Below are 14899 nucleotides of genomic sequence, written 5' to 3' on the forward strand. Positions count from 1 at the left end.
TGTGTTCAGCACAATGTTTTGTTTAGTCTAATTGGTTTTGATCTTTTTTAACAAGGGGTAAAACAATGCGTTTAATCGGATTATCTGAAAATAATGGTGAAGTCAAGCTGGAGTTTTTTGGTTGCAACCTTAAATGTCCATACTGTGTACACATAACCCAGCCCTTTGAAGAGTACTCGATTGATGATATTCTGGACTATGTCCGGGAGTCCGGTGCCCAAAAGGTTTTCCTTGGAGGTGCAGAACCCACCATCCAGAAAGACCTACTTTCTCTAATAGAAGAACTGAGCACCCTCGGCGTTGAAATCGTGTTGAAATCGGATGGGATGAAGCCAGATGTTCTGGAGCGTGCAATGCCGTATGTGAAGGGCTTTGTTCTGGAATTGAAGGCGCCGATGGATAACATTGCTTCGTTAATGGAGTTGACTGGAATGTCAGAGGAACGGGTGGAAAAATATGTTGCAAATCTTTCCAAGTCTCTTGAACTGGCAAAGAGAAAGTGGCTTCGGATCTGGATTCGTGTAATTCCCGGTTATGTTACAGGGGACAATTTTGACAAAATCCTGCCTGTATTGGAGGGCTCCTCTGAAGTTCTTCTGTACCAGTTCTTGAGTAATCCTGATTTTGATCTATCTTTTAAGGATTTTTCAGGTCCGGTTCCTTCGTGGGATGAGATGGAGGAGTTGGCTAAGATTGCATGTCAGGCAGCACCAAAAATTATTGTTATCGGTGAAAAGGGCAAAAAATCGATTCAGTGCGATAATTGACATGAAAAGAAGAATGAGCAAGTTTGTAAAAGTAGAATCGTGGTGGTGGTGGTATGAAAGCTGCTTTTAATCCTTGCTCACTAAATAATTATATTGTATTTTCGCTATTTATACCTTGTCGTCAAAAAGGGGTTATGTGAACATATACTTTGCATAAATGTCCAAAAAAAGTTCTCCTGTGCAGCTACATGTAAGAAAACTCATTTTACATACATTTATGCTAACCGGAACATTTATTGATTCAAAATATCATGTAAGATCGGTAATCATGCAGGAGTATAAATTAAAACGTGGCAATTCCCCTGATATTGAGAGGATTTATGAAGAACTTCAGGCTAGCTTCCCTTCCGAGATTGTTCGTGATGGAGATAAATTGACAACTTCTTATGGTGCGATGTCCGAATTATCTGTCTGGATGAATGGCAAGCTCCTTGTTGTGGATACAGTTTCTAACACTGAAGGACTTGATGATGACGCAATCCTTGATACCAACAAGCACTTCAGGGATTTCCTGTTCAAGGCAACCGGTTACACTGCTAAAGAGCGTCTTAAGCAGGCAAAGAAAGCAGTCTCAAAATAAGTATTGATCAATTTTGACATTTGTGAACCGTGATTTTCTTGAAGCTCTTAAGGGCTTTGAGATTCCTACATGTTTGAGGGTTTGTGCCGGTACCGATGGCTCTGTTACATTCCTGCTTGAAATCATGGCCCGCAGTGAGGTTTCAGTGGTTACTGAAGATCAGCATCTTGTGGAAGCAGATGCTGAAATGGCTAAATTGTTGGGTGAAGATGAAGGTGTGTCTGTAAACCATCGTACAGTCACGCTTGTAGCCGGTGGTACTCCTTATGTACATGCGTTGTCTCTGTCTCCGTTGGATAGGATGCCTGAAAAAGTAAAGCAGGATCTGATGCGTGCTGATATCCCCATTGGTAAAATCCTGAGGAACTATGGCATGGAGACTCGTAGGGATTTTGAGACCATACAGCTCGAGGATGGTCAGGAACTGTTCGGCTGTGACAAGGTTCTTTCGCGTACTTATCGGATTGTGTACCAGAATGCGACTCTTATGTGGATAAAGGAAAGCTTCCCTGTAGACAGCCGCTGGAACCTGTAATACGACCGAAAACTTATTATCTGATATTCCCTATTTTGGGGTCGCAATAACCACCATACGCCCTGGTGGCATAGAGGTATCGCGCGTCCTTGGTAAGGACGAGGTCGTGGGTTCGAATCCCACCCAGGGCTTAAAATCAGGGGGTAAAACCCCTTTACTTCTTCTTTTTAATCTTATTACGGATTTAATTTTGTGTGGATGACACTGAAATTCCCTTTATCCCGTTTGTATTCAATTCTTTTTTCAAAAAGAAAATGTCAAATTCTATCTTCCTTCTTTTTTTATATTTTGTCGTTTTTCGATTGCGGTTAACGCCGTTACGGATTTTTCCCTGCCGTACTACAAACTCCTTGTATACTATTATCTTCCACTTTTATTAACGAATGTTTGGGAACAGGTGACTTGTATGAAAATATGCTTAGCTACTGGAATCTTTTTGATTTTACTCATAGTGGCTGTTTTTCCCGCTTCATCGGCAACGATGACTCACAGTTTTCTTGAGGGGCCTTATGACAGTGGTCCGGAAGTGACTGAAGAATGTATCGAGTGTCATGTGAATCAAGCGAATGATCTCTTAAATTCCACTCACTGGCTGTGGACAAGCTGTGCAGCATGTGGATGTGAGGAAGAACATCTCTATGATCTCGGGAAACGAACTGTAATTAACAACTTCTGTGTGGCTGTTGCTTCCAATGAGCCACGTTGCACATCCTGCCATGCAGGATATGGTTGGGAGGATGACACCTTTGATTTTACCAATGCTTCCAACCTTGATTGTCTTGTATGCCATGAGACTACGGGGACTTACACGAAGATTCCCACAGGTGCGGGAGCAGTTGATCCGTCCGTGGATCTTGTTGCTGTTGCACAGAGTGTCGGAAGTCCCAGCAGGGAAACGTGCGGTGGGAACTGCCACTTCTTTGGCGGCGGTGGCGATAATGTGAAGCACGGTGATATGTCTTCGGCTCTTCTGGAACCCTCTGCAGATCTGGATGTACATATGGGTGGTCTGGATTTTAGCTGCCAGAACTGCCATGAAACCACTGCTCATAACGTTGCAGGAAGATTTGCAGGTACTCCGGGTTCAGAATGTCGTGTGGAATGCTCTGATTGCCACACTGAAACACCACATGCTGGTGAATACAAAGAACGTCTTGATGCGCATTCTGACTCAATTGCATGCCAGACGTGCCATATTCCAACCTATGCACGGGAGATCCCTACAAAAATGTTCTGGGACTGGTCAAAAGCTGGTCAGGACATAGATTCTATCCCAGTTGACGAATACGGCAAAGCAACATATGATAAAAAGAAAGGTGAGTTTGTCTGGGCAATGGATGTAAGGCCTGATTATGCCTGGTTCAATGGAAGTTTCGATCTCTATAGGCTTGGGGATGAACTTGATCCTGATGAAGTTGACGTAATCAAAGAACCACTTGGGAGCAGGGAAGATTCAGATTCAAAAATATATCCTTTCAAGATCCATGTTGCTAAGCAGATCAGTGATGCGCAGTACAACTACCTGATAATCCCAGATCTGTTTGGAGGCGAGAAGTCCTACTGGGCAACCTATGACTGGAACAAAGCTGCAGAAGCAGGCATGGATTATGTAGGGATGCCCTACAGCGGAGAATATGAATTTGTTGAAACTGCTCTTTATGAGAGCATAAACCATGAAGTTGCTCCCGCTTCACAGGCACTTCAATGTGATGATTGTCACCTTGAAGGAGGAATGGACTTTGTAACTCTTGGCTATAGCGGAGATCCGATGATAGTTGGGGATCAGCGTCCAGCTTCATCAACAACAGAAGACCCGGCTGATGTTCCTGAAGCAGAGGCTACACCTACAGAGGCCACTCCCGGATTCAGCATTTTGCTTACTTCCGGAGTAATGCTTCTATTGACTCTGCTTTTGAGAAGAAAGGATTGATGAACCAATCCTTTTTCATTTTTATTTTGAGTAGTCAGAAGTCTTTTCCGGTTTAGTGATACAAATTTGAATCCCTGCTCAGGGTCATCTTTTGAGAGGAAATAATTCTTGAGATAACCCTACAAATGGTAATAAATCTAGACTCAATTCTTTCTTAAGGTGATTTTGATGACTGATGGTAACAGGGTTTGCCCGGTAGAAAAATCCGGTAGTCTGGATAATTGGTTTCGTCGCTATACAAAATCCATGTGACGAAGAAAACCTTTCAGAATACTGTAGGTAATGCTACTAAATCCGGTTTTACTCCAATAGAGTACCCTCGCATCTTCTATAGTAGGGCAGTTGTTATGCAAAAGGGCTAATTATTTCTTAACTATCTTCAAAACCCTGAAATCTCGACGACAATTCTTAAGTCAAATTAATGGCAACATCTATTAAAAGGAAAATCATGTGTATATAAGTATTTTCTGAAGTCATGCGATTGGGGTTAGAAAAGCAGAATAATCTGGTAACGAAAAAAGATCAGTTGGAGGGTATAAAATGGGGTGGAAAGGGACTGTACGTTCAATAAATGCAGCACATAGGAGTTATGAGCGTGAAGCTCAGAGGCGACAACGTGAGCTAGATAGGCAGCGGAAACAGTTTGAGAAAATGCAGGAAATAGAACGGGTAGCCTATGAAGTCAACGTATACGAGAATTATATTGATCTATTACTTTCTGTTCATAAAGAATGCAGTGATGTTTGGGATTGGAGTGCGATCCAATCTTCTCAACCGCCTTCTAGCCCTGAAAAGTCTCATACAAACGAAGAATTAGCTAAATCGGAATTGGACGGGTTTAAGCCTGGATTTTTTGACAAGATGTTGAAGAGTGTAGGGTCTAAACGCTTAGAGTCTAAGCGTGGTACACTAGAGCAGAATATTGAAGAAGCAAGGCGAACAGATGAGTTGGAATATCAAGAGAGTTTGCAAGTATATGAAAAAAATTATGCAGACTGGATTGCAATTCATGAACTTTCTAATAGAATACTTTTAGGTGACAAAGAAGCCTATTTGGATGCTATCAAGCAGACAGATCCTTTTAGTGATATTAGTGAACTTGGCTCATCACTCGAATTTAAAGTTATAAGCGATTCCTTACTTGAAGTAACTTTACATGTGAACGATGAAGATGTAGTACCTTCGGAAGTTAAAAGCCAATTAAAAAGTGGAAAACTTTCAGTAAAGAAGATGCCGAAAGGAAAATTTTATGGGTTATATCAAGACTACATTTGCAGCTGCACATTGCGTGTTGCAAGAGAGATTTTTGCTTTACTCCCCCTCGAAATGGTCATAGTAAATTGTCTGGGAAATCTTTTGAACAGTCAAAGTGGCCATGTGGAAGAAAAAACCATTTCTAGTGTCGCAATTCCACGAAAAACATTGGAACGACTAAATTTTGAAATGCTTGATCCATCGGATTCTATGAACAATTTTGTTCATAGAATGACATTCAAGAAGACAACCGGTTTTAGTGCGGTAAAATCTATTGAACCTTCTGAATTTGATATCGTATGATTTTGGGCTAAAAGCAATTATTTTAGTGGAATTTACTCCCTCCGAAAACACTGTAAACAATCACTCTACCATGATGCGCTCCAAAAGAGATTAATTAATCAGATGTGTGCGGTTCTAATAAACTGATCTTGTACATTATATTTTATTTACTTATTTAGAAATAATGCCACAATACTTGCATTCGGTCATTCCACATTCGGGGTTGTCAATTTGCCATGCCAATGCCCATTGCTTTATATCCTGGATGATGCGAATAAAATCCATGCCGCTTTCAGTAAGGGAGTAAAATGATCTGGCCGGCAAGGTGGTACTGTCAACGCTTTTGTTTACTATTCCCTGCTCTTCCAGTTCCTTAAGCCTTGTAGAAAGCATTTTTGGGGTAATTCCCTCAAGCATTCCTTTAAGCTCATTGAATTGCTTTTCGTTGTTATCTCCCTTGTAGAGTTCAAGGAGGATACAAAGTGTCCATCTTTTCCCGATAATATCCATTGTATTGTATATTGTGCAATTCTTCATAGTATCTTATTAGAAACCTCATGGTATATAAGCTAGTATCCTAATAATACCAAATATCAATAAGATACCATCTTAGGAGGAAAAATATGTTTTGTTATCAATGTGAAGAAGCTGCTAAAGGCACAGGTTGTACAACCGGTGGTGCCTGTGGAAAGTCCGGGGAAGTCGCAGATTTGCAGGACAAGCTGATCTATGCCCTGAAAGGTGTTGCCTTCTACAATTCGAAAGCAAGGGAAGAAGGATTCGCCAAACCAGAAACAGACAAATTGCTTCTTGAAGGTTTGTTTGCTACAGTTACTAACGTAAACTTTGAGGCCGACTACTTCGAGAATAAAATCGCTGAAGCAGTTGCAGTAAGGGATGGGCTGCGGGACGAATTGTCTGAAAAAGGAATTAAGAAACTCCTGTCAAAGCTTTCAGGTAAGGTAACTGTTGAGAATGCTCCGGGAGAAGCAACTGTATCAAGAGAACCACTGATGGCCGGTGACAATTTCGGAATACTCCGGATTGAAGATGAGGATATTCGTTCCCTTAAGGAATTGCTGGTTTACGGTATCAAAGGTATGGCAGCCTACGCTCATCATGCCTACGTACTTGGATTCCAGGATGAAGAGATCTTCAAGTTCATTGAGAAAGGACTTGTAGCAACCACAAGGGATGACATAGGTGTTCCTGAACTTGTCGATCTTGTCCTTGAATGTGGTTCAGTTGCAGTGACTACAATGGCTCTCCTTGATGAGGCAAACACATCCACATACGGCACACCTGAACCAACATCAATCAACATTGGAGTTGGGGAAAACCCGGGTATCCTTGTCAGTGGACACGACCTCAAGGATATCAAACAACTTCTTGAGCAGACTGAGGGCACCGGTATAGATGTTTACACCCATGGTGAAATGCTTCCTGCACATGCATATCCTGAACTCAAGAAATACGAGCACCTTGTAGGCAACTACGGTGGCTCCTGGTGGGCACAGAAGGATGAATTCGAGAGCTTTAACGGCCCAATCCTCATGACTACCAACTGTCTGGTGCCACCTAAAGCATCATACAAAGACAGGCTTTACACAACTTCAATGGTTGGCTTTGAGGGCGTAAAGCATATCGAAGAGAATGCTGATGGCAGCAAGGACTTCTCTGCAATCATCAAACAGGCAAAACAGTGTAGTGCGCCAGATGAACTCGAAACCGGTGCAGTAATGGGCGGCTTTGCTCACAGTGCAGTGCTGTCTGTTGCAGACAAGGTAATTGAAGCAGTCAAAGCAGGTAAGATATCCCGCTTCATAGTGATGGCAGGTTGTGACGGCAGGCATTCATCAAGGGACTACTACTCAGACTTTGCAAACAGTCTCCCTGATGATGCGGTGATCCTCACTGCAGGTTGTGCCAAGTACCGCTACAACAAGCTGGATCTTGGTGACATAGGTGGTATCCCACGTGTACTGGATGCCGGCCAGTGTAACGATTCATACTCACTGGTTGTTGTCGCTCTGAAACTCGCCGAAGCCTTCGGGCTGGACGATGTCAATGAACTTCCGGTTTCATACAACATTGCATGGTATGAACAGAAGGCTTGTACAGTACTTCTTGCACTGCTCAGCCTCGGTGTCAAGAACATCGTACTCGGTCCGGAACTCCCGGCGTTTGTTTCACCGAATGTCCTCAATGTCCTTGTTGAGAACTTCAACATCAGTGCAAACACCACAGTCGAAGCAGATCTTGAAAGGTTGCTTTAAGCAGCCTTTCTTTTTTGTTTTTTCGAAAAACATTAAAATAACACCGAGTTTGAATAAAACCGGAAGTTAGAGTTCAAACAATGATAATAACAGAAGTCAAAAATGCAGACGCCAAATCAAATCCTCATGGCGTAGATGTCCGTAGTTTATATAATTCGGAACACGGGCAGATGGTCCATATAACTCTTAATCCTGATCAGAAGCTGTTAAAACATGTGACTCCAGTGGACGCTGCCGTTTATATCCTTGAAGGTGAAGCAGTAGTTGAGGTCGGGGACGAAGAAGAACAAGTGGGAAAAGATACTCTTATTGAATTTCCCAAAGGAATTCCGCATTTGGTGAGAAATGCCGGTAAAGCTCCTTTACGTTTCCTGGTCGTGAAAATGCCCAGGCCTGAAAAATCCACAAAATTCCTGTAAACTCAGTTTTCAGGAATCTTTTTTCATCTAATTCTTTTTCTACTCACTCTTACATCTTTTTATATAGGCGATGCCATAATCCTATATGACCTCCTGAAAAGGGGGATGTTTCAAGAGGTATTATTATGGATCATGAACAGATATTTTCAGACACATGGAATGTGTTTAGAAAGGATTTTGTCACTTATATCATTGCAACTTTGATAGTATCGGTAGGTTCAATACTGGTTATAACTGCTCCACCTTTATTCTACGGTATATACTATATGGTTCTGAAGGGTATTCGGGGAGAAGAGATTGAAATAAAAGATGTTTTTGAAGGTTTCAATTACTTTGTCAAGAGCTGGGTATTTGCTATAGTAGCCGTTATTCTGCTGGCTATTGGATTTATGCTTCTCTTTATTCCTGGACTCGTGCTTATGGTACTCCTGATCTATGCACTTCCACTTCTGGTAATCCGGGACTATGGTGGAGTAGATGCCATTAAAGAAAGTATTGAGATAGGTAGGGCGAATTTTGTAGATACCCTGATCCTTGCAATTGTAATCTGGATTATCAGTGCCATTGGCGGTTATGTGGTAGTAGGTTTCCTGATTACGCTTCCAATTGTGGCCATAGCAGAAACAATTGCAACCATGCGTATGCTCGAAGCCCGCCCTGATGAATATACCGACATCACAGAAGATGCTGAATTCGAGGAAGTTGAAGAATCCAAACAAATCAACGAACCTGAAGAAGCACATTCACAGGATGATGATGGCACCGAAAGGGAACAGGCCATCTGATTCCCTTTTTATTTTTATATATTTGCTCTTATGAGCACAACCTTTACATAGATGTCCATGTAAAATTTGTATGAGAGATGTAGCTATGAAGTTTGCAACGATTGCCTTAGTAGTACTTATATTCTTATCACTATGTGGTTCAGCCTATGCAGTTTCTCTGCAGCTTTCAGTGGATCCTGTTCAACAAACAGCAGGAGAGGATGTTCTTGTCTTAGCAACTCTTCTGGAAGATAACCTGACTCCCATAAACAACTCAATCATTAATTTTTCTGCTGACATGGGTATTCTCTCTTCTCCAAGCAACATAACTAATTCTTCAGGTGTTGCTTTTGTATGGCTGAACTCCACGCAATCAGGTCTTTTCAATGTTTCTGCAGACCACAATGGCACGATAAATAACACCACAGTAACATACTTACCGGCTACTCTCTCTTCAATTAATCTGGACGTTTCCGCGTCTTCTTTAGTAGTAGGTAACAGTTCAATCGTTAACATCACTGCTTATGATATATTCAACAATGTGAATACTACCGCTGATTTCTCTGTGAACATGACAATCTTTGACGTAGAAGGTAATCTCAGGGAAACAAGCACAATTTTCTCTACATCTCCAGGCAACCAACTAACAGTCAATATCAGTAAGGATGTTGTTTCAAACACAACGCAGGTTACAGGAGATAGTTTTGCAACACTGGATATTTATTCAAATTACTCTTGCAGTATTATTCTCAATGTGTCTTCTGACGTAGTTTTAAATTCTACAGTCATCGAGTACTCTCCGGGAAACCCACATAGCCTCAGTGTGACCTACGACGATGAACATACCGTTAATACGACTTCAACAATCTGGGCAACAGTTTATGACATCTATGGCAATCCAGTAGAAGGTTCGACTGTAAACTTCGAGGCAACTTCTCCGGAAAATACATCCTATAACAGCCCCAATACCTACAATTCTGCTGATGTAATCCCCGCTTCAAATGCTACAAATGTGATTGGTCAGGCATATACTGTCTTCCGGACAGATAAAAGAGCAGGTGACAACACTGTCAATGTTTCGGTTTTCGGAACAGGTCTAAAATCAAGTTTTGAAGTCAACGGTCTGGCGGATCACCCACAATCAGTCTTGATGTCATACACTCCTTCCAGTTGCTATGCAAACAATGAAGATTATTACAGGCTTACAGCACAGCCTGCTGATCAGTTCTTAAACCCCATATTGCCAGATTCAGGCCCAATAGATGAACAAATTTATTTCACGGGTCTTGGTTCAGGTTCAACAATAATTCCGTTGAACCAATTTGGTACAGCAACCACCAAGGTGGGTCCGACTCCTTATATTGAAAACGTTTCAGTAACAGCTACTTATAAGAATGAAACCGGTCTCACCGGCATCAACAGTTCAAAGGAACTATCCTTTATTTCAGGTGGTGTTTCATCTTTGCAGATGTACATTTATCCTTCTAAAGTGCTGACACAAAACAATACTGGAAATCACAATGCAACAATTGTAGCAGCAGCACTTGATGAGTGGGGTCATATGCTTCCGGATATTGTCCTTACATTGAACAATACAAACACTTCACTTGGAACCCTTTATGTAGGCAACCAGTCCGGTAGTATACTAAATGCGACAACTGATTCATCTGGAAGGATCTCTGCAACTTTTGAGAGTAAAACAGAAGAGGGTATCTGCAACATCACAGTATTTAACAGCTCCATTAACACAACTGCCAATGTGACAACAGATCATGGCCCCTTTATCACTGCATGGGTCACTGCAAACCCTACCAGCATCACCTCCGGGGATATTGTAAATGTAACAACAGTGATTTCCGTAGAAGGTGAACTTCCCACAGTAAGGGACTCAGCAACTGCAATGCTTGTATTGGACAGATCCGGAAGTATGGATCCTGACTCTTATGCCGGTACTCCCTTGGATGTTGTACTTGTGATTGATCGTTCGGGTAGCATGAATGATCTTGGTTCTTCCCCGGAGCAACCACTTGCTGATGCCTTAACTGCCGCAAAGACATTTCTGGATAATCTGGTATCAAACAGTCAGGTTGGTGTTGTTACTTTTTCAAGCAGCAGCACAAAGGCTCTTGATCTGACTCTGCTGAATTCTTCAGATAACAGGGATCTCATAAAATATGTGATCGATGATAATGAGGCAGACGGAGGTACGGCACTTGGCGACGCCCTTGCGGATGCAAATGACATTCTGATTGATGAGAGCCGTTCTTCTGCGAACAAAGTCGTTGTTCTTCTTACTGACGGTGTTGCAACTGCAGGTTCGGACACAGATGGAAGTAATGCGGTTGACGTTGCAAATGCAAATGATATTACGATATATGCCATTGGTCTGGGAGATCCGGACTATCTTGATGAACCCACACTGCAGCGCATTGCAAGTGAAACAGGAGGAACTTACTATAATGCGCCTACAAGTTCCGAGCTTGAAGACGTCTATAATTCAATTGCACAGGAAATTTCAGATTACGATGTAACTGCGACTGAATATGGGGAAGAAGGATTTACCCCTTATGGTTACGATGCACAGGGTTCTGCTTTAGCTACAAATGAGTCAAACGGTCCATACTGGCTTGTTTTTGATGCATGGGATATGGACAATATTGGAGAATGCAATTTCCGGGTTAATGGCAATTCTGCTGTAAATATTGGTTTTTCCGGGGATTATCGTTGGAGGACGTTTAAGCATAACATAACATCCTGGGTTAGCAGTGGTTCAAATACTGTAGTATTCTATGACCCTTCAAATTACCCAAATTCTATAAGAAACGTAAGGATAACAGGCAACGGCGCACTCATTGCATCATATCCTGACGAAGTGTCTCCGACATCCGCAACTCCATACACAGTTAACTTTGACACTTCTTACTACTATTATGAAGAAGAGCTCTTTATAAATAACAGCCTTAACGACCTTAAAATTCAGCTGGATTGGACTAATGCATCACAAGACCTCGCTCTCTCGCTTATAAGTCCTGATGGGGAAACTTATGGAATAGGTGCGGACACAACTGGCTATTATCCAAATTCTTCAAACGATGATATTTCTGAATATATCTGGTTGATGCCCCTGTCCTATGTTTATCCTGATGATGATACTGAGGTTGTTGAAACAGGTAACTGGACTATACGTGTCTCATCTCCGGAGTCTTCAGATTCTTTCAACATAACTTCATATATTGACAAAAAAAGCGCAACAAGAATTGCTTCTTCTGCTTTCCTTACAAGCTTTGATGAAACAAAAGGTGACGATGCAGGTCTTGTTCTTTATAGTGAAGACTCTTTGAATTCGACTATTAATCAATCCGCATACTTGCGCAACGAAAGCCAATGGGTTGGCTATTTTACCGTTGATAGCCGGGCTAACTATGCATTCGATCTCACATGGAATGACGGTTCAGGAATGGATCTAAAACTCTATGAGGGAATCAATGTGCTGAATTCTACTTCAGGATCATTGTCACCTTTAAGCATTTCCTCAGTACTTGACTCAAACACTGATTACAGGTTAGTTATTGAGAAAACATCAGGGGACATAAATGACTCGGCATTCAGTATTAATGTAAGCTCAATTCCACTATTCTCGGACAAAGCAATGCTTGTTTATACAGACACTAACAGTGACAGTGTTCCAAGATATCGTTCGTGGGATGGGAGTAGCTGGTCTTCCGAGCAGTCTGCAGAATATGTCGGAGGAGATATAACCCACCTTGTTCTGGAAGCATCTCCTTCATCCGGTGAATTTATTCTGGGTTCTCTCGATGAAAACCTGGATGGGAATTTCCAGGTGTATGAAGACGGTTGGGGTTCAGTCACAGAACATTCCAGATACCTTAACAGCTATGAAAGAAGAGGATTCGATATCGCCTATGAGCGAAATTCAGGAGAAGCATTGGCAGTTTATGACGCTTATTCTTCGGTTCGTTACAGTACATGGGATGGAAGCTGGTCGAGTGAGGAATATATTTCAAGCAGTACTCTGGGATCCGGAAGTTTGTACTGGCTTTCCCTTGAATCTGCACCGGATTCGGATGAAATTGTCATGGTAACTCTTGACAGTTCAAGGGATATTCGTGCACAGGTGTGGGATGGTTCCTCATGGGTGGATTCTGAATTTATTACCAATGATGCTCGCGCAACTTCCTACCAGTGTTATGATGTAGTTTATGAACAGCAAAGCGGCAATGCTGTTGTAGTCTGGTCTAACATGAATGGGAATGCTGTTTATTATAAGATATGGGATGGCTCTTCATGGAGTTCTGCCACAAGTCTGTATTCCTTTGATGATTCCCACAGGGTCTACTGGATAAAAATGGCTGCTGATCCCAATTCAGATGACATCCTGGTTGCTATGAGTGATCTGGATAATGATGTGAGGGTGGCCACATGGGATGGTAGTTCCTGGTCATCAACACAGGAAATTGAAAGTTCTTCCCCAACTTATGCTATACGTTCATTTGATGTGGCATTCGAAAATAACAGTGGAAATGGTATGGTTGTCTGGAGTAATGACACAGCAGTTCCCAGATATAAAACGTGGAATGGTTCTTCGTGGAGTTCTGAATTGGCGGCATCCAACGTTACCAATGATGTCAGATGGGTAAAACTTGAATCAGATCCAGTTTCAAATTCGATTTTCCTTGTGACTTCAGATGACGGTGGTTTCTCAGCACCTGACATAAATGTCCAGGAATGGGATGGTTCTTCATGGGATGTTCCGGTTGAAGTTGAGACTTCTTCCAGATCTGACTATGAGAATTTTGATCTTATATTTAGCAATGCAAATTCTGAGGCTACAACCCCTCAACTTACGTGGAACCTCTGGTCTGCATGGGTTGCATCAGAGCTTCAGAATGATTCTATTTCCCACCTTGAAAATGCTGTTAACACTATGACATGTGAGGGTCTGACTGCGATAGACGAGGGTATCTATGAAGCCAACAATGAGCTTGAAGGTATTGGTGGAAATACCACTATGATACTGATGACTGATGGAATTGACAATGCTGGTGCCCACTCCTTACTTGAACAGGCACAGCGTGCCAGGCAGCAGAATACTGTAATCTATACCGTTGGATTTGCTGATAATGAATCAGAAGTTGATCCTGTGTTGCAGCAGGTTGCAAATATTACAGGTGGAGAGTATTACTTTGCTCCGAATTCCACCGTGTTGGAAACAATATTCACGGGAATAGCCGGCAAATTAACAAATTTCACTGCTGACGGTCCCCAGCTTTCAATCCATGTTCCAAACAACTACATTACAGGTCTTTCTGTTGCAAAAGCCACATATCAGGCAAACAGCAGCAATGCCACCACATGGAATGCTTCGGTGAATCAATCTTCATATTTGCCAACTTATCCCCCTACGGGCAATGCTGAGCCAACAATCAATGGAAGTGGAAATAAAACAATGCTTGATTGGGATCTTCCAACAATGGGGGCCGGGGATAAATGGGGTGTATGGTACCAGCTTAAGGTAAAGGGTGCTGGTTCCACTCCTCTTATACTGCCTACTTCCGTTTTGAGCTACACTGATATAAATGGTACCACAATAAATGTTACTGTTTCTCACAGTGGAGGCATTAGTACCTCTGGATTTGGGGCATCTGTGGACTATGTGAGTCTTGGTGGAGTTACAATTAAGCCCGCTTCAGATGTCACTGTAATTGATAATGAAACCACGATTCTGGTAAGCGTAGAATATGTTGATGGAAATCCTGCAATTGCAGATGCTTACATATACACCGATCTGGGTGTTTTGAATGGAGATCCTGTATTTACTAATATGACAATCAGTGGATCGGAAGTCGTTACCTTTTCAAGTACCAATTCTGGTTGGGCACATTTGAGAGCATATGCAAACAATGGAAACAATACTGTGATAGATAACTCTTCCATCTTTGTGAGGCCTTTGGGGCAGATAACAATAAGTTAAACTTCTGCCCAAACACACTTTTTTGCTACTTTGTGGAACCTTGTGTGGGTCATTGAGTTGAAGTTCTAGCAATGTTCCAATGGAACATGCCAATATGAGA

10 protein-coding genes and 1 tRNA gene are annotated in these 14899 nt (G+C 42.0%); 10 read left to right on the top strand and 1 reads right to left on the bottom strand.

From position 1 onward, the window contains the following. Window positions 1–65 precede the first annotated feature (65 nt). From J2755_RS09610 to J2755_RS09635, 6 genes are all read left to right on the top strand, one after another. A complete protein-coding gene (locus J2755_RS09610) occupies window positions 66–767 on the top strand; it encodes a radical SAM protein (protein ID WP_209682674.1) in 702 nt (233 codons plus the stop codon). Window positions 768–924: 157 nt separating this feature from the next. Then, window positions 925–1347 carry a DUF5611 family protein gene (locus J2755_RS09615; protein ID WP_342591076.1) on the top strand — a complete coding sequence of 141 codons (423 nt, stop codon included), beginning with the start codon at window positions 925–927 and terminating at the stop codon, window positions 1345–1347. Between the two features lie 22 nt (window positions 1348–1369). Further along, complete coding sequence (locus tag J2755_RS09620; RefSeq protein ID WP_209683383.1) at window positions 1370–1882, top strand: chorismate--pyruvate lyase family protein; 513 nt, start codon at window positions 1370–1372, stop codon at window positions 1880–1882. Window positions 1883–1941: 59 nt separating this feature from the next. After that, a tRNA-Thr gene (locus J2755_RS09625) sits at window positions 1942–2013 on the top strand. Between the two features lie 275 nt (window positions 2014–2288). Continuing rightward, window positions 2289–3812, top strand: a complete 1524-nt coding sequence (locus J2755_RS09630) for a tetrathionate reductase family octaheme c-type cytochrome (RefSeq protein WP_209682677.1) — start codon at window positions 2289–2291, stop codon at window positions 3810–3812. A gap of 540 nt (window positions 3813–4352) precedes the next feature. Continuing rightward, window positions 4353–5369 (top strand): hypothetical protein, encoded by a 1017-nt coding sequence (locus tag J2755_RS09635; RefSeq protein WP_209682679.1) that lies wholly within the window; start codon window positions 4353–4355, stop codon window positions 5367–5369. Between the two features lie 150 nt (window positions 5370–5519). Here the strand turns inward: J2755_RS09635 and J2755_RS09640 are convergent, their stop codons facing one another. Further along, entirely contained in the window at window positions 5520–5885 is a 366-nt protein-coding gene (locus J2755_RS09640) for a winged helix-turn-helix transcriptional regulator (RefSeq protein ID WP_209682682.1), read from the bottom strand. Window positions 5886–5971: 86 nt separating this feature from the next. On the opposite strand from J2755_RS09640, the gene hcp reads away from it, so the two are divergent. From hcp to J2755_RS09660, 4 genes are all read left to right on the top strand, one after another. Then, on the top strand, window positions 5972–7624 hold the full coding sequence (hcp, locus tag J2755_RS09645) for a hydroxylamine reductase (protein WP_209682685.1): 1653 nt from the start codon (window positions 5972–5974) through the stop codon (window positions 7622–7624). A gap of 80 nt (window positions 7625–7704) precedes the next feature. Beyond that, window positions 7705–8043, top strand: a complete 339-nt coding sequence (locus J2755_RS09650; RefSeq protein ID WP_209682690.1) for a cupin domain-containing protein — start codon at window positions 7705–7707, stop codon at window positions 8041–8043. 125 nt (window positions 8044–8168) lie between these two features. Next, window positions 8169–8828 (top strand): glycerophosphoryl diester phosphodiesterase membrane domain-containing protein, encoded by a 660-nt coding sequence (locus J2755_RS09655; protein ID WP_209682693.1) that lies wholly within the window; start codon window positions 8169–8171, stop codon window positions 8826–8828. 70 nt (window positions 8829–8898) lie between these two features. Beyond that, window positions 8899–14799 (top strand): VWA domain-containing protein, encoded by a 5901-nt coding sequence (locus tag J2755_RS09660; protein WP_209682696.1) that lies wholly within the window; start codon window positions 8899–8901, stop codon window positions 14797–14799. Window positions 14800–14899: the final 100 nt, after the last annotated feature.

The organism is Methanohalophilus levihalophilus, assembly GCF_017874375.1.
Classification (GTDB): Archaea; Halobacteriota; Methanosarcinia; order Methanosarcinales; family Methanosarcinaceae; genus Methanohalophilus; species Methanohalophilus levihalophilus.